This is a genomic window from Streptomyces sp. NPDC055103, assembly GCF_053607625.1.
The window spans coordinates 24295-40442 of the sequence record NZ_JBSGTX010000073.1 but is presented as its reverse complement, the minus strand read 5'-3'; the positions used below and the strand labels follow the sequence as shown (position 1 = coordinate 40442).

The window sequence follows — 16148 nt, the reverse complement described above, 5'->3', positions numbered from 1 at the left end:
GTCCGCTTCCACGACGCCCTCCAGACCCTGAACACCGAAGGCGTCACCACCCTCCTCGAAATCGGACCCGACGGCGTACTCTCCGCAATGGCCGACGACACCCACGCCATCCCCACCCTCCGCAAAGACACCGAAGAACCCCGCGCCCTCCTCACCGCCCTCGCCACCCTCCACACCCACAACACCCCCATCAACTGGACCACCCACCTCAACCACACCCCAACACCCCACACCCCCCTCCCCACCTACGCCTTCCAACACGAGCGCTACTGGCTGGAAACGGCTACGGCCACCGGCGCCGACGCCGCCGGCCCGGGGCTGCTGCCGACCGGGCATCCGCTGCTCGGAGCGGCGGTCGCCGTCGCCGGGGCGGACGAGGCGCTGTTCACCGGCCGTCTGTCGCCGCGCACCCATCCCTGGCTCGCCGGGCACACCGCGCACGGCACCCCTGTGCTGCCCGTCGCGGCGCTCGTGGAGCTGGCGGTGCGGGCCGGGGACGAGTTCGGCGCGACCGTCCTCGACCGTCTGGTCCTCGACGCCCCCGTGGTGCTGCCGCCGGAGGGGGCGCTCCAGCTCCAGGTGGCCGTGGGCGTCCCGGACGCGGCGGGCAGGCGGCGGGTCGCCGTGCACAGCCGCCCCGACGGCGCGGACGCGCCGTGGACGGCGCACGCGCACGGCGAGCTGAGCGAGGCCACCGGGGCGCCCTTCCGGCCCGTGGCCTGGCCGCCGGGCGCCGACGCCACGCCCCTCGGCCTCGACGAGGCGTACGCGCGTCTGGAGGCGGCCGGGCTGGCGTACGGGCCACTCCTCCGCGGGCTCGTCGCGGCCTGGCGGCGGGGCGACGAACTCCTCGCGGAGGTACGGCTCCCGGACGGGGTGGCGGGTGACGGCTTCGGGCTGCATCCCGTCCTGCTCGACGCGGCCGTGCGGGCCGCGCTCCTGGACGGCGCCGACGGCGCGGGGACCGCCCCGGTCCCCGCCGAGTGGCGGGACGTCCGGCTGTGGGCCGTCGGAGCCACGGAACTCCGGGTCCGGATCGCCCCGGCGGACAGCGAAGGGGACGGCACGGAGGGCGATTCGGGGGTACGGGTCGAACTCGCCGACCCGGGCGGCCGGCCGGTCGCCGTCGTCGGGTCGCTCACCACCCGGCCGGTGCGAGCGGCCGAACTGGACCGCCGGGAGGCGGAGTTGCGGCACGAGGCGCTGTTCCACACCGTGTGGACTCCGCTCGTGCCGTCCGGCGCGGACGGGGAGCCGGAGGACGACTGGCCGGTGCTGGGCGAGGGCGACCCACGCCTGACCCCGGCCGAGGTCGCCGGGGTCATCGCGGCCGGACGGCGCGTGCCGTTCGCGGTGGTGCACGGGAACCCGGCCGGACCGGCCGGACCGGACGGCCCGGCCGCCGCCGGGACGCACGCCGCCACGGAACGGATCCTTGAACTCGTACGGGAATGGCTCGCGGACGAGCGTCTGGAGACCGTCCCGCTCGTCGTCCTCACCACCGGGGCGGTCGCCACCGCCGACGGCGAGGACGTCACCGACCTGCCCGGCGCCGCCGTCTGGGGCCTCATCCGGTCCGCCCAGTCCGAGAACCCGGACCGCGTCCTCCTCGTCGACGCCGAGGACGGCACGGACGTCACCGCACTCCTGCCCCGCGTCCTCGCCACCGGCGAACCCCAGACCGCGATCCGCGCCGGCCGCATCCTCGTCCCCCGCCTGGCCCGCCCGGCCGGCCCCGCCGCACCCGTCCGCTGGAACCCGGACGGCACGGTTCTCATCACCGGCGGAACCGGCAGCCTGGGTGCGCTGTTCGCCCGGCACCTCGTCACCGGCCACGGCGTGCGGCACCTGCTCCTCACCAGCCGCCGCGGCCTCGACGCGCCCGGCGCGGCGGCCCTGACGGCCGAACTGACGGCGCTGGGCGCGCGAGTGTCCGTCGTGGCCTGCGACGCCGCCGACGCCGACGCCCTCGCCGCGCTCCTCGCGTCGGTGCCGGCCGCGCACCGGCTGACCGGCGTGGTGCACACGGCGGGCGTCCTGGACGACGGGCTGGTCGGGACCCTCACCCCGGAACGGCTGCACGCGGTGCTGCGGCCCAAGGTCGACGCCGCCTGGAACCTGCACCGGCTCACCCGGCACCTGGAGCTGGACGTCTTCGTCCTGTTCTCCTCGATCGCCGCCGTGGTGGGCGGGCCCGGCCAGTCCAACTACGCCGCCGCCAACCAGTTCCTGGACGCGCTGGCGCAGCACCGGGCGGCCCTGGGGCTGCCCGCCGTCTCCCTCGCGTGGGGTCTGTGGGAGCAGAGCGGCGGCATGAGCGGGCACCTCGGCGAGGCCGACCTGCGCCGGATCGCGCGCAGTGGCTTCCGGCCGGTCGCCCAGGACCGGGGGCCGGCCCTGTTCGACCTGGGGCTCGGGCTCGGGCGGGCGGCGGTCGTCGCCTCGCCGGTGGACGTGTCCGCGCTGCGCGCCCAGGAGGGACGGGTGCCGGCGGTCCTCGGCGGGCTCGTGCGCCGGCCGTCGCGGCGGGTGGTCCCGGCCGCCGGGCAGACGCCGGACTCACTCGCCGGGCTGCTGGCCCGGCTCGACGGCGCGGAGCGGGAGCAGGCCGTCCTTGAGGCGGTGCTCGGGCAGATCGCGGCCGTCCTCGGGCACGCGGACACCTCGCGGATCGAGGCGGACCGGCCGCTGCCCGCGCTGGGCTTCGACTCGCTGACGTCCGTGGAGCTCCGCAACCGGCTCGGCGCGCTGACCGGCGTCCGGCTGCCCGCGACCGTGGTGTTCGACCACCCGACGGCCGCCGGTCTCGCCGCGTTCGTGTCGACGCGGGTGTCCGGCGGTCCGGCCCCGGACGGGGCCGCGGACCCGGCGCTGCCGGACTTCGCCGCCGACGTGCGGCTGGCCGACGACATCCGGCCCGCCCAGGAGGTCGTACGGGTCTGCGCGGACCCGCGGGAGATCCTGCTGACCGGGGCGACGGGGTTCCTCGGCGCCTTCCTTCTTCGGGACCTGCTGCGGACGACGCGGGCGCGGGTGCACTGCCTGGTGCGGGGCGCCGATCCCGAGGAGGCGCTGGCCCGGCTGCGGGCCAACCTGGAGTGGTACCGACTCCTGGACGGGATCGACGAAGAGCGGGTGTCGGTCGTGCTCGGCGACCTGGAGCAGGAGCGGCTGGGGCTGTCCGAGGAGAGGTTCGACGAGTTGGCCCGTACGGTCGACGTCGTCTACCACAACGGGGCGCGGGTGCACTGGCTCCAGCCGTACGCGGCGCTGAGGGCGGCGAACGTCGCCGGGACCGAGGAGGTCCTGCGGCTGGCGGCGCGTCACCGGACGGTGCCGGTGCACCACGTCTCCACGGTGGGCGTCTTCGACGGGGTGCGGGAGCCGGGGGTGCCGTTGAAGGTGACCGATCCGACCGGCCCCGCCGAGGCCCTGCCCAGCGGTTATCTGCAGAGCAAGTGGGTGGCCGAGCAGCTCGTGGGAGCCGCGCGGGAGCGGGGGCTTCCGGTGTCCGTGTACCGGGTGGACGTGATCTCCGGGGACACCGTGAACGGGGCATGCCAGACACGGGACTTCGTCTGGTTGACCCTCAAGGGCATCCTGCAGTCGGGGGCGGCCCCGACCGGGGTCGGCGGGCGGTTCCACCTGCTGCCGGTCGACTACGTCAGCGCCGCGATCACCCGTCTCTCGCGGAGCGACGCCGGGGGCGGGGCCGGCGGCGGGGCCGGGACAGGGACCGGGGGCACCTTCCACCTCTTCAACCGGAGCGCGCTGAGCCTGGACGAGTGCGTGCGGTTCCTGCGCGATCTCGGGTACGTGCTGGGTGAGCGGGACCCGGAGGAGTGGAGCGCGGGGGTGCGGGCGGACCGGGACAACGCACTGCGGCCGCTGCTGCACGCCTTCGAGATGATGACCTCCGACACGGACGCCTTCTATCCGCCGATCGACGTGTCGGGGACCGAGGAGGCGCTCGCGGGCAGCGGGATCGACTGCCCGCCGCTGACCGCCGAACTCTTCGCGCGGTACGTGGAGTTCTTCGTCGAAGCGAGGCACTTCCCGGCGGCTCCGCGCCGGGATCCGGTCACGGCCTGACCGGGCGGACGGGCGGCACCGGGGCCGGGGCGCGCGAGGCGCCCCGGCCCCGGTGGTCGTTCAGCCGGCGGCCCGGACGGCGGGTGCGGGGGTCCGACAGGGGAAGGCCCGGCGGTAGTCACTGGGTGAGACGCCGATGTGGATGTTGAAGTGCCTGCGCAGGTTGGTGGCGGTGCCGAGGCCGCTGAACTCGCTGATCTTCTCGATGGGCAGGTCGGTGGATTCGAGGAGGCTCTGGGCGCGGGCGAGCCGCTGGTTGAGGAGCCATTGCAGCGGGGTCGTGCCGGTGACCGACTGAAGGCGCCGGAAGAAGGTGCGGGGGCTCATGCCGGCGCGCCGTGCCAGCTCCTCGACGGACAGTGGCTGGTCGAGGTTCTGGGTGGCCCACTGGAGGACCGGGCTGAGGCTGTCGTTGTCGGAGACGGGCACGCTCAGGTCGATGAACTGGCTCTGGCCGCCCGGCCGGTGGGCGGGGACGACCATGCGGCGGGCCAGCTGGTTGGCAACGTGGGCGCCCAGGTCGCTGCGGACGATGTGCAGACACAGGTCGAGGCCGGCGCTGAGGCCGGCGCTGGTGAGGACGTCGCCGTCGTCGACGTAGAGGACGGTGTCGTCGACCTCGACCTCGGGGAAGCGCTTGGCGAGCGTCGCGGTGTGCATCCAATGGGCGGTGGCCCGGCGGCCGTTCAGGATTCCGGCCTCGGCGAGCGCGAAGGCGCCGTTGCACAGGGACACCATGCGGGCGCCGCGGTCGGCCGCGGTGCGCATGGCGTCGAGGAGGACGGGGGGCAGGGGGCTGCGCTCGTGGACGACGTCGTCCGGTACGGACGGGACGATCACGGTGTCCGCGTCGGCGAGGTCCGCCAGGCCGTGAGGCGTGGTGAGCGCGAAGCCGTACCCCTGTCCGGGCGTCCCGGGCCGGTCGGCGCACAGCCGCAGGTCGTACCAGTCGGTGGAGAGGTCTGGTTGGGGAGTCCCGAACACCGAACATGCGATGCCCAGTTCGTAGACATCCCCGACAGGGATGTTGGTGTTGTCGATCACTGCGATGGCAACCGTTCCCACACTCATGCGCCCAGCCTACGACAGCGGCAGGAATTTTTCGCCCGACGTCACTCCTGCCACTGTCGGCGGCAGGGGGCCGGTGGGACCGTGGAGATCAACCTGATGCGAACCACGTCTGCGGAGCACGTCTCCGCGCCGGTTACCCAAGGAGTAGGGACCCCTGATGGACAGCGGACAGGTCGACCACAACCCGTCGCCCGCCGAACGGACCGGCGACCCGGGGCCCGATCCCCGGAGATGGAAGGCCCTGGCCCTCCTGTGCGCGGCCTACTTCATGGTGATCGTCGATTCACAGATCGTGATCCTGGCACTGCCCGACATCGAGACCGAGCTCGGCTTCTCCGAGGGCGGCGTCCAGTGGGTGCTGAGCGCCTACCTCCTCAGCTTCGGCGGCCTGCTGCTCTTCGGCGGCCGGACCGCGGACCTGCTGGGCGGCCGGCGGATGTTCATGGTCGGCACCGTGCTCTTCCTGGTGACGTCCGTGGTCTGCGGCCTCGCCTGGAGCAGTGAGGTGCTGGTCGTCACCCGCATCGTCCAGGGCGTCGCCGCCGCCATCATGGCGCCGACGGCGATGGCCGTGCTGATGACGATGTTCGGCGAGGGCTCCGAGCGGAACCGGGCCCTGGGCATCTGGACCGGCATCGGCGCCTTCGGCGCCACCGCGGCCCTGCTGATCGGCGGCCCGATCACCGAGGGCCTCGGCTGGGAGTGGATCTTCTTCATCAACATCCCGATCGCCCTGGTGGTCCTGGCGCTCGGTCCGCGTCTGCTGCGCGAGACGCCGATCAGCCAGGGACGACGCTCCTTCGACCCGGCCGGCGCCGTGGCCGCCACCGCCGCCATCGCCCTGCTGATCTACGCGATCGTCGAGGCGCCCGCGGTCGGCTGGGGCTCCCCCCGGACCCTCGGCCTGCTCGTCGCGTCCCTCGTCCTCATCGGCATCTTCTGCGCCATCGAGCAGCGCGCCGCGAACCCGCTGGTGCCGCTGCGAGTCTTCCGCACCCCCGGCCTGGTGGGCGGCAACCTGATGATGCTGCTGGTCGCCATGGCCACCTACGGCGGCGCCTTGATCACCTCGCTGTACGCGCAGCGGGTGCTCGGCTACTCGGCGGTGTTCTTCGGCCTGAGCACGGCGATCTACTCCTTCATGTCGATCGTCGGTTCGAACATCAGCGGCCCGGTGGCGACCCGCTTCGGCTTCAAGCCGGTCGCCGTGGTCGGCACCGTCCTGCTCGGCACGGGCACCCTGCTGCTCTCCCGGGTCTCCGCCGACGGCGACTACTTCGGCGACCTCTTCTGGGGCCTGCTGATCTTCGGCTCCGGCATCGGCACGACGGTGGTGGCCTCCTCCATCGCGGCGCTCAGCGGCGCCCGGGAGGGCGAGTCCGGACTCGCCTCCGGCATCAACAACTCGGTCTTCCAGATCGGCGCGGCGCTCGGCATCGCGGTCTGCTCCAGCATCTCGCTGGCCTTCACCTCCGGCGGCACCGAGCGCGTCGCCCTGACCGAGGGCTACCAGGCGGCCTTCCTCTCCACCGCGGTGATGGCCGGCGCCTGCCTGCTGATCGCCCTGGCGCTGCTGCTGGTACGCAAGTCCCGGCCAAGCGATCAGCCGGAAACCGGACAGTCCGGCGCGGAACGTCCGACTCCGGCGGCCGTCCGGGATTGAATCCCCCTTGCGGGGTGAAAGATCACCCATGGTGCGGCTCCGGCGACGCCGGGGCCGCACCGCCATGGACCGGTCCCTGACGTGACGTCAAGACGGGCCGCGCCACTCGCACTTCCGCTCCCCGCCTGCCGGGGAGTCGCACCCACATACCGATCGGAAAGACAGCTATGACCAATTCGTGGCCCGAACTCGTGACCGCGGCAGCCGCCGAGACCACCGCCGTCCTGGAGAAGGGGGCGGACCAGAGCTGGCGAGTGAAGGCGGGCGACCTCGACTGGAGCTGCCGGGCGACCCTCGACCACATCGCGCTCGGTGTCGTCGGCTACGCGGGTCTCCTCATCGCCCAGCCCACGGACCGCTACATCACACTGTTCGCCTCGATCGACGAGGGGGCGCCGATCGTCAGCGGCCTGGAGGGCATCCGCATCTCCGGCGCCATCCTGGCCTCGGCGGTCCGCGAGGCGTCGCCCGAGGTCCGCGCCTGGCACCCGTACGGCCACTCCGACGGCCCCGGCTTCGCGGCCATGGGCGTGCTGGAACTGACCGTGCACGCCCGGGACATCTGCCGGGGACTCGGCTTCGACTGGGCGCCCTCGGACGAGATGGCGGCACCGGTGGTCGAGCGGCTCTTCCCCGACGCCCCGACCGGATTCGGCGCCTCCGACACGCTCCTGTGGTGTACCGGGCGCATGGAACTCCCGGGTCTGCCGCGCCGCAGCGGCTGGAAATGGAATGGCACCGTGCGCTGATTCCAGACCACCCGGAAAAACCGGCCGGCCGGTATAGTCGCCGAAATTCAGTACACACCCCCCGGAGCGCTCCCGTCAGGGCCCCGGGGGTGCTCGTGACGCCCCGGAAAATGTCTCGGGATGTGGCCGGTTAGCGATTCGTTACCGAATGAGGGGCCGCCCGTACTAGCCTTCTGGACGCCCCTTGGAGAGCCCATACAAATGACGTCCAGTATCCCACGGTGGAGGCTCGATGACCATTCACGTAACGCCCCCGAAACTTTTTGGGTCCGAGTACTATCAGGATCCCTACCCGATATTCTCCTGGCTCCGTGACAATTCCCCGGTGCACGAATTCAGGTTCCCCGTCGGAGACGTCCCGATGTGGATCGTGAGCCGCTTCGAGGACGTGCACGCCCTACTCGGCGACCAGCGCTTCAGCAACGACGCGGCGGCGTGGGCGGCCCAGGAGTTCAAGGACGCGGGACTCGTGTACGCGGAGGGCACGCCGGTCGAGCGGATCCTCACCGTCCTGGACCCGCCGGACCACACCCGGGTCCGCCGGCTCGCGATGAGCGCCTTCACCCCCCGGCGCACCGCCCAGTGGGAGGAGCCGACCACCCGCATCGTGGCGGCCGCGCTGGACCGGCTGGCGGTGCAGGACGAGCCGGACGTCATGACGTACGCGAGCGCGGTGCCCGCCGAGGTCATGGGCGAGATCATGGGCATCCCGCTCGCCCGCTTCCAGGAGATGCTGCACGCGATCGAGCGGGCCTTCTCCTCCGACCCGGACTTGCAGGACGACGCCACCCGCGCCTTCGAGGAGATCAGCGCCTACGGGCGGGCGCTCATCGAGGAGAAGCGGCGGAACCCCGGCGGGGACCTCACCTCCAGCCTGATCGCCGCCCGGGACGGCGACGACCGGCTCAACGAGGCGGAACTCGTCGCCATGGTGGCCCTCATGATCATGGTGGGCCTCGACACCACGCGGAACCTGATCGGCTCGGCCGTCCTCGCCCTGATCGACCACCCCGACCAGCGGAAGCTCCTGGCCGACCAGCCGGAGCTGATCGGCTCGGCGGTCGAGGAGTTCCTGCGCTTCGAGGGCGCCCTGACGATCGGCCTCTTCCGCTTCGCCAAGGAGGACGTCGAGATCGGCGGCGTACGACTGCCGGCCGGCGCCCCCGTGATCGCCGCCCTCCAGTCCGCCAACCGCGACCCGAGGCGCTTCGAGGACCCGGACCGGCTGGACATCACCCGGAGCGGCCCCCGCCACCTGGGCCTCGGCCACGGCCTGCACAACTGCCTCGGCGCCGCCCTGGCCCGTCTCGAGTCCGCCATCGCCATCCCCGCCCTCTTCGAGCGCTTCCCCGACCTGCGGCTCGCCGTGCCGCGCTCGGAGCTGGCCTACAACGAGACCTGGCTGCTCCGCAGCCTGACCTCCCTCCCCGTCGTCCTGCACGCCGATGGGCAGCGCTGAGACCGGCGGCGGAAGGAGGACCGGAATGACGAGGACGCTGAGCGTCGACCGCCGGGAGTGCGGCGGCTCCGGACTGTGCGCGGCCGTCGCGCCCGCGCTGTTCCGGCTGGACGACGAGGGCTTCGCCGAGGTGCTGAAGACCGGACTTTCCGATCCCGACGAAATAGCGGAAGCGGAGGGTGTCATTTCCTGCTGCCCGATGGAGGCGATCGGATTGACGGACGAGTAACCCTGCACCTGGCCCCGCTGCGCGTTGTGCCGCCGTCGGCACAACGCGCAGCTTTGCGTCACCTCGACGAATTCCACGCGAATGTGACGAACATCTCCGGCCGGTATGTGCAGCGCCCCTTTTCGGACCGTACACTGAGATTGTTGCGCCGACTCGACCAGTTGACATCGCATGCCGCCACTCGGGTGCGAGATCTTTTGTACGCATTTCCTCAAAGCAGCCATGTGGGATTCACGTAAAGGCGAGGGGTATGCAGTTTCGAGTTCTAGGTCCACTTGAAGTCATGGTCGGCGGCCAGTCCGTCGCACTCGGGGGAATGAGGCAGAGGGCCACACTCGGATTCCTACTCCTCCAGCCCAACCGGGTGGTGGCGACGAGCCAGCTCCTGGACGCGCTCTGGCCCGTCGACGAGGCGCCCGTGTCCGCACGGCAGATCCTCCAGAACGCCGTGTGGGGCCTGCGGAGCGTGCTCTCGTCCACCGCTCTGGTGACCCAGGCCCCCGGTTACGTCCTGCGGGTCGACCCCCAGGGGATCGACCTCTTCCGCTTCTACGCCCAACTGAAGTCCGGGCGGGCCCAGTTGGCCGCGGGATCGCCCCACGCCGCCGCGCAGACCCTGCGCGGCGCGCTGGACCTGTGGCGGGGCGTCCCGATGGCCGACCTCGTCGAGGCCGGCATCAGCTGGCCCGAACTCACCTCCCTCCAGGCCGTCCGTCTCGACGCCATGGAGGACTACTTCGAGGCGGAACTCGCCTCCGGCCGGCACCACGCCGTCATCGGCGAACTGAAGGCCATGGTCGAGTCGGAGGTCCTGCGGGAACGCTCCTGCGCCCAGCTGATGCTGGCCCTCTACCGCTGCGGCCGGCAGGCCGACGCGCTCAACGTCTACGCGCACGTGCGGTCGGCCCTCGTCGACGAACTCGGCCTGGAGCCCAGCCGCGAACTCCAGAACCTCCAGCGGGGCATCCTCGCCCACGACCCCGCGCTCGCCACCCCGGGGGTCTCCTCCCCCGGCGAGCCGTGGCAGACCCGGGGCCGGGAGGCCTCCCCCCGGAAACCCCCGGTGCTCTTACGCGGGGCGCCCGCCGCGCGAACAGAACTCGCGTCCACGGCGCCGACACCCTCCCCGCACCGCGCCCCCTCTCCCGTACCCCCGCTCTCCCCCGTACCCCCGCACTCTCCCGTACCCGCCCTCTCGCCCGCCCCCGCCCCCGCTCCCGTGTCCTCCGCCGCCCCGGTCCCGCCCGAACGGCACCTGAGACCCGGCGCCGGATCGGCGAGACGCACCCAGACCAGCGTCGTCCTCATCCGCACCCGCTTCAGCCCGGCCGCGATCAGCGCCGCCGGCGGCGACGCCGACGCACTGCTCGTCGACACCCTGGGCCGGGTCGAGCAGACGATCGAGTCCTTCGACGGTACCGTCGTCACCTCCATCGGATCGACCACGATGGCCCTCTTCGACTCCCGGGGCACCGCCCAGGACGACGCGGAACGGGCCGTGCAGGCCGCACTGTCGGTCAGGGACGGCCTCGCCGAACCCACCGCCGGCCCCGCCGGCCCCGGCCCCGAGGTCCGGGTGGCCATCTCCACCGGAGAGGCCCTGGTCCGCACCCGCCCCGGCGTCGTGGGCACCACCTCCGTCACCGGCACCCTGCTCGACCAGTGCCAGACCCTGCTGGAACACGCCCCCGACCGCGAGATCCTGGTCTGCGACCGGACCCGGCGGGCCGTCCGCGGCGGCTTCGTCTACCACCGGGGCGAGGCCCCCGAGTCCTGGTGCGTCCAAGGCTCCGGCGAACCTCTCGACAGCGCCGACCGCGAATGCGAACTCCAGCTGCTGCAGAGCGTGTTCTGGCGCTCCCAGCGCCGCAGCACCCCGCAGATGGTGACGATCCTCGGCGAGCAGGGCAGCGGGAAGAACCGTCTCGCCACCGAGTTCTCCGAGTGGATCCCCACCCAACTGGCCCGGGCCCGCTGTCTGGTCGGCTCCGTCCGCCCCGCCCTGCGCGGGGGACCGGGCGCCCTCCAGGCCGAGATGCTCTCCGCGTACTGCGGCATCCTGCCCGACGACCCGGCCGAGGTGATCCGGCGCCGTGTCGACATCGCCGTCGACGGCCTCCCGCTCTCCGCGGCACACGCCGACCGGATCCGGGCCGGACTGTGCGACCTGCTCCTGTACGGCTCCCAGGACTCCCCCGGCCCGGACGGCGCCGACGCCGAGGCGTCCTCCCGCAGCTGGGTCCAGTTCATGGAGGCGGTCGCCCGCGACCAGCCGCTGGCACTCGTCTTCGAGCAGGTGCACCGGGCCGACGACCGGCTGCTCGACTTCGTCGAGGGGCTCAGCGAGTGCTTCGGCCCGGTGTCCGTGCTGGTGATGGCGACCGCCAGGCCCAAACTGCTGCGGCGGCGGCCCGGATGGGGCGCCGGCCGGCTCCACACCACCACGATCACCCTCGAACAGGAGCCACCAGCGCTGTCCGCCCGGCGGTGCCGGTACGCGATCCCCGGTTTCGCCCGGGATCTGGCGAACGTGAGCCCCGGCGGCGGCCTCCACCCGGCCGGACAACGGGCCTGACACCCGGATCCGCGAACGCCGGAACCGCGAGCACCGGAACCGCGAACGCCGGGTGTCCTCGGGGGGCTCCCACTCCCCCCGAGGACACCCGGCGCGCGCTCAGGCCGACGGCAGCAACCGGGCCCCGTCCTGGTCGCGCAGGACCGCGCACACATCGAGCAGCGCCGCCTCAAGACGGCCGATCTCCTCGTCCGTGAGCAGCAGCGACGGCTCGAAGCGCAGGGTGTTCACCGCGCTCGCCGTGGGAAACGTCCGGATCCGGTGCTCCCGCAGCAGATAGCCGGCGACCGCGTAACCGAGGAATCCGGCGGCCGACAGGTCCCGGAGGACCGGCGACCCGGAATCCGCCTGGTCCGCGAACTCCAGGCCCAGCATGAGACCGCGGCCCCTGACCTCCCTGAGCACGGTGGGGAAGGCCCCGAGGACCGCTTCCAGTGCCCCGGCGAGCGCCCGGCCGCGCTCCGCCGCGACCCGGTACGCCCGCCCGTCCTCGGCCTCCAGCATGCCGAGGACGGTGAGCGCGATGTGGCAGGAGAAGCTGTCCTTGGCGAAGGTCGAGCTGTGCACGAGCTCGAACTCCTGGCGGTAGCGGGCCTTCCGTACGAGCATCACCGCCGCCTTGGCGACCCCGCCTCCGAGGCTCTTCGCCAGCGCGTAGTAGTCGCCCTTCAGACCGACGGCGGACCCGGCGAGGAAGGTGCCGGTCCGGCCCATGCCGCTCTGGATCTCGTCCACGACGACCGGGCAGTCGATCGCGGCGCACACCTCCTGGATCTCGCGCGCGAACTCCGGGGAGAGCACGTTGATGCCGCCCTCGCCCTGGATCGGCTCGACGAGGAAGGCGCAGAACACCGGGTGCTCGCGCTCCACGAGCTCCACGGTCCCGGCCGTGATCACCGGATCGAGCAGGACGGAGCGCTCGTTCTCGACCGTCTTGCGCAGGGCCTCGGGCCGGTCGAGAGGGACGAACCGGGCCTGGGCGGCGAGCGCGGTGAAGGGGGTGCGGTAGCCGGGGTTGTGGGTGAGCTGGACGCTGCCGACGAGCTTGCCGTGGAAGGACCCTTCGAGGGTCAGGAAGATCGGCGGCCGGGAGCGCTGGGTGTCGTTGTGCCGGGCGAGGGCGGTCAGGAGTCGTTCCCCATCGCGGCGGCCGTCGGCGGAGTCGTCGAGTCCGAGCCGGGCGAGGGCGTTCCCGGCGATCGTCGCGGTGCCGGCGGCGACCGCCGCGCGGACGGCGGCGGCGTGGACCTCGATCTCTTCGGCGAGGGCGGCGGCGCGCGCGCCCCGGTCCAGCTCGGCGTGTTTGACGGCCGCCTCGATCGCCTCCGCGCCGCTGTTGGCGAAGATCGTGAAGTACGGTTCCTCGTCGCCGAGTTCGCGGTGGATGATCCGGTTCAGTTCGGTGGCGACCCGGTTCGCGTAGGGGTGGCGGGAGAACTGGGCGTGGGTCGGGGTGCCCTGGTCCAGGAGTTCCTTGGCGCGGGCGGTGACGGTGGGGTGGTTGTGGCCGAACATCAGGGAGCCGTACCCGCCGGCGTAGTCGAGGACGCCGACCTCCCGGCCGTCGGCGTCGAGCCGGTAGAGCGTGTTGCCCTCGGCGCGCACGTACTCGACGTCGAGCCCCGCGGTGGCGAGCACCCCCCGCAGGTGCGGCTCCGCGAGTTCGAGTTCGGTGGAGTCGGAATTCATGACGCCCTCTTTTCCGGTTCGGTGGAGTCGGAGCGGACGCGCCGGTGGTCCCATCGGCGCACCGGAGAAGTGAATCCAATACCCGGTCATGCTCGGCTCATCACCGGATGCCCCGGGAAGATCGGAATCGGATTACCCCGTGATGAGAAGGCGCCGAAGCCGCTCGGCTACGTTGGAGGCGTTCCGCCTTTCCCTTTCCAGAAGGCCGGGCGTTCTTTCCATGATGGATTATCCGAGGGGGATCGTGTGAATTCCTTGCCCGTTCAGACAGAACCGGCCCCGGTCGGGCGAGAACCGCGTCCGGTGTCGCCCCAGGAGCTGCGCGGGACCATGTCCCGGTTCGCGACGGGCGTCGTTGTCCTCACCGTCGGGGGCGCCCGCCCCCACGGCATGACGGCCAACGCGTTCACCTCCGTGTCGCTCGATCCCCCGTCGGTGCTGTGCTGCGTCGCCCACAACGCGGTGATGCACGACGCCATCACGGGGGTCGGCGCCTTCGGGGTGTCGATCATGGACGCGGAACAGGAGGAGCTGGCGCGGTTCTTCGCTGACAAGAAGCGGCCCCTGGGTCCCGCCCAGTTCGAGGCCGTGGACTGGGCGCCGGGCCCCGTGACCGGCTCGCCGCTGCTCGCGGGGGCGCTCGCCTGGCTGGAGTGCGAGGTGACGGAGGGGTACGGCGTCGGGGACCACTCCGTGTTCCTCGGCGGTGTGGTGGGGGCGCGGCGTGGGGAGGGCGGCGACGGCCTGCTCTTCTTCGACGGCGGTTTCCACCGGCTGTCCCCCGGCGCCGCCCGCTGACGTCCCGCCCGTACGCGCCCGTACACCCCTGTACGCGCGTGTACGCGCGTGTACGCGCGTGTACGCGCCGTCCCGCAGCCGGTCCGGAGAGCACCCCGGCCCGTGCACCGCCCGGCAGGACCGGGGGTGCACGGGCCGTCTCCGTGCGGGGCGCGGTGGTTACGCGGCGTCGGGCAGCAGCGAGCCCGCCACCGGGCGGTCGACGGCCATCAGCCAGCGGCCGTCCTCCACCCGGCGCAGCACGTCGGTGCAGCGTCCCTCGAGGCGGACGGGCTCACCGTCGGGGCCCGTGCTGTCGATGCGGAACTCCACGCCGATCAGGGCCACGTCACCGGCCACGTACGAGTGCGTGACGCGGGCCTCAAGGGTGGGCTTGACGGACAGGAACTCCTGGAACCACTTCAGGCGCTCGGCGCCGGTGAGCGGGCTGCCGGAGAAGTTCGATATGGCGTCAGCGCGGTAGAGGCGGTCGAAGAGCGCCCCGTCACCGGAGTTGAAGACCTGGAGGAAGATGTCGTTCTGGGTCTCGGTGTCGGACGTCAGGTCCGGCTTGTCGGGGTCGATGTGGACGGTCATGGCGGATCGTTCTCCACTCTCACTCGGTCGACTGGTCGGAGGGGACGGACAGGAGGCGGGCGCGGGCCGGCCTAGAGGAAGTCGGTCTGCGGGTCCAGGCCCAGCAGGACCCGGCCCTGGAGCTCCAGGTTCGCGTTGATCTGCACGAGGGCGTGCAGGGAGAAGCCCTGGATGTCGCGGTGGAAGCGCTGGAAGGGCACGCTGCGCTGGATGACGCTGCCGCCGCTGGCGGTGAACAGCAGCTCCACCGCCTCCTTCGCGAGCTGGGCGGCGTAGTTGGCCTGGCCCCGGACGATCGCCTTCTCCTCCAGGGTCGGCTGCTCGCCCGCGTCGGCGCGCTCCTGGAGGAGGGTGAGCCACACCTGGGCCATGCTCTCGGCGGCGGTGATCTTGTTGGCGGCGGTGGCGACCTGGACCTGCGTCAGCGGGTGCTGGGTCTGGTCCTCCCACTGCGTGTAGGTGATGGGGCGTCCGGGCAGCCGCTCAAGGAACAGCTCGTACGCGCCCCGGGCGATGCCGGTGAAGACGGCGGCGCACTCGGCCATGACGAAGCTCAGCAGGCCGTAGTTCCGGCCGGTGGCGCCGGTGTTGGAGCGGTCGCCGGTGGAGCTGAACATCACCTCCTCGAAGGTGACGACGTGGTGGGCCGGGACGAACACGTCCTCGATGGTGGTGGTGCAGCTGCCGGTGGCCGCGCCGGCGGAGACGTGCCAGTCGTCGGCGATGGTCATCTCGGACATCGGGACGATGGCCATGACCTCTTCGCTGGTGCCGTCGGGGTGCTCCAGCATCGCGGCGGTGAAGTTCCAGTCCGCGCCCCGGCACCCCGTGTTGAAGCGCCAGCTGCCGCTGATGCGGTAGCCGCCCTCGACCGGGGTGACCTTGCCGGAGGGGGCGAAGGCGCTGGAGATGCGGACGTCGCCGTGGGCGAAGATCTCCTCCTGGGCGCGGTCGGGGTAGAGGGTGGCCGTCCAGGCGCTGGTCGTCCAGACCATGGTGACCCAGCCGGTGGAGGGGCAGCCCCGGGAGATCTCGGCGATGACCCTGGCCTGGTCGGCGAGGCCGAGGTCGAGGCCGCCGAACCGCTCGGGCACGGCGATGCGGAAGACGCCGGCCTTTTCGAGGAGGGCGAGGTTCTCGTCCACGATCCAGCGCTGTTCCTCGGACTTCTGGCCGTTCTCGCGAAGGGTCGGGATGATCGCCCGTACCGCTTCCAGGACGGATTCCACCTTGCTGTTCGTGGACAT

Annotated in this window: 11 protein-coding genes; 7 read left to right on the top strand and 4 right to left on the bottom strand. The window is 72.2% G+C overall.

All coding sequences use genetic code 11. The annotated features are described in order from the left end of the window. On the top strand, positions 1-4092 hold a 4092-nt coding region (locus ACWFR1_RS33280; protein WP_453557841.1), incomplete at its 5' end, for a thioester reductase domain-containing protein. 60 nt (positions 4093-4152) lie between these two features. Here ACWFR1_RS33280 and ACWFR1_RS33275 read toward each other — a convergent pair. After that, positions 4153-5163: a GlxA family transcriptional regulator gene (locus ACWFR1_RS33275; RefSeq protein WP_384562756.1), complete on the bottom strand. Its 1011-nt coding sequence runs from the start codon at positions 5161-5163 to the stop codon at positions 4153-4155. Positions 5164-5320: 157 nt separating this feature from the next. Between ACWFR1_RS33275 and ACWFR1_RS33270 the strand changes: the two genes are divergently transcribed. From ACWFR1_RS33270 to ACWFR1_RS33250, 5 genes are all read left to right on the top strand, one after another. Then, the gene (locus ACWFR1_RS33270) at positions 5321-6826 is read left to right on the top strand and encodes an MFS transporter (protein ID WP_384562759.1); all 1506 of its coding nucleotides are present in this window, start codon (positions 5321-5323) and stop codon (positions 6824-6826) included. 167 nt (positions 6827-6993) lie between these two features. Next, a complete protein-coding gene (locus ACWFR1_RS33265) occupies positions 6994-7575 on the top strand; it encodes a DinB family protein (RefSeq protein ID WP_384562761.1) in 582 nt (193 codons plus the stop codon). 325 nt (positions 7576-7900) lie between these two features. Then, the gene (locus ACWFR1_RS33260) at positions 7901-9034 is read left to right on the top strand and encodes a cytochrome P450 family protein (RefSeq protein WP_384562764.1); all 1134 of its coding nucleotides are present in this window, start codon (positions 7901-7903) and stop codon (positions 9032-9034) included. A gap of 25 nt (positions 9035-9059) precedes the next feature. Further along, positions 9060-9263: a ferredoxin gene (locus ACWFR1_RS33255; protein ID WP_384562767.1), complete on the top strand. Its 204-nt coding sequence runs from the start codon at positions 9060-9062 to the stop codon at positions 9261-9263. Between the two features lie 316 nt (positions 9264-9579). After that, the gene (locus ACWFR1_RS33250; protein ID WP_453557837.1) at positions 9580-11838 is read left to right on the top strand and encodes a BTAD domain-containing putative transcriptional regulator; all 2259 of its coding nucleotides are present in this window, start codon (positions 9580-9582) and stop codon (positions 11836-11838) included. A gap of 99 nt (positions 11839-11937) precedes the next feature. Here ACWFR1_RS33250 and ACWFR1_RS33245 read toward each other — a convergent pair whose 3' ends face one another. Continuing rightward, a complete protein-coding gene (locus ACWFR1_RS33245) occupies positions 11938-13527 on the bottom strand; it encodes an aspartate aminotransferase family protein (RefSeq protein WP_453557835.1) in 1590 nt (529 codons plus the stop codon). Between the two features lie 330 nt (positions 13528-13857). On the opposite strand from ACWFR1_RS33245, the gene ACWFR1_RS33240 reads away from it, so the two are divergent. Continuing rightward, positions 13858-14325, top strand: a complete 468-nt coding sequence (locus ACWFR1_RS33240) for a flavin reductase family protein (RefSeq protein ID WP_453557833.1) — start codon at positions 13858-13860, stop codon at positions 14323-14325. Positions 14326-14484: 159 nt separating this feature from the next. Here ACWFR1_RS33240 and ACWFR1_RS33235 read toward each other — a convergent pair whose 3' ends face one another. Next, positions 14485-14901 carry a YybH family protein gene (locus ACWFR1_RS33235; RefSeq protein ID WP_384562778.1) on the bottom strand — a complete coding sequence of 139 codons (417 nt, stop codon included), beginning with the start codon at positions 14899-14901 and terminating at the stop codon, positions 14485-14487. Between the two features lie 71 nt (positions 14902-14972). Beyond that, entirely contained in the window at positions 14973-16148 is a 1176-nt protein-coding gene (locus ACWFR1_RS33230) for an acyl-CoA dehydrogenase family protein (protein WP_384562781.1), read from the bottom strand.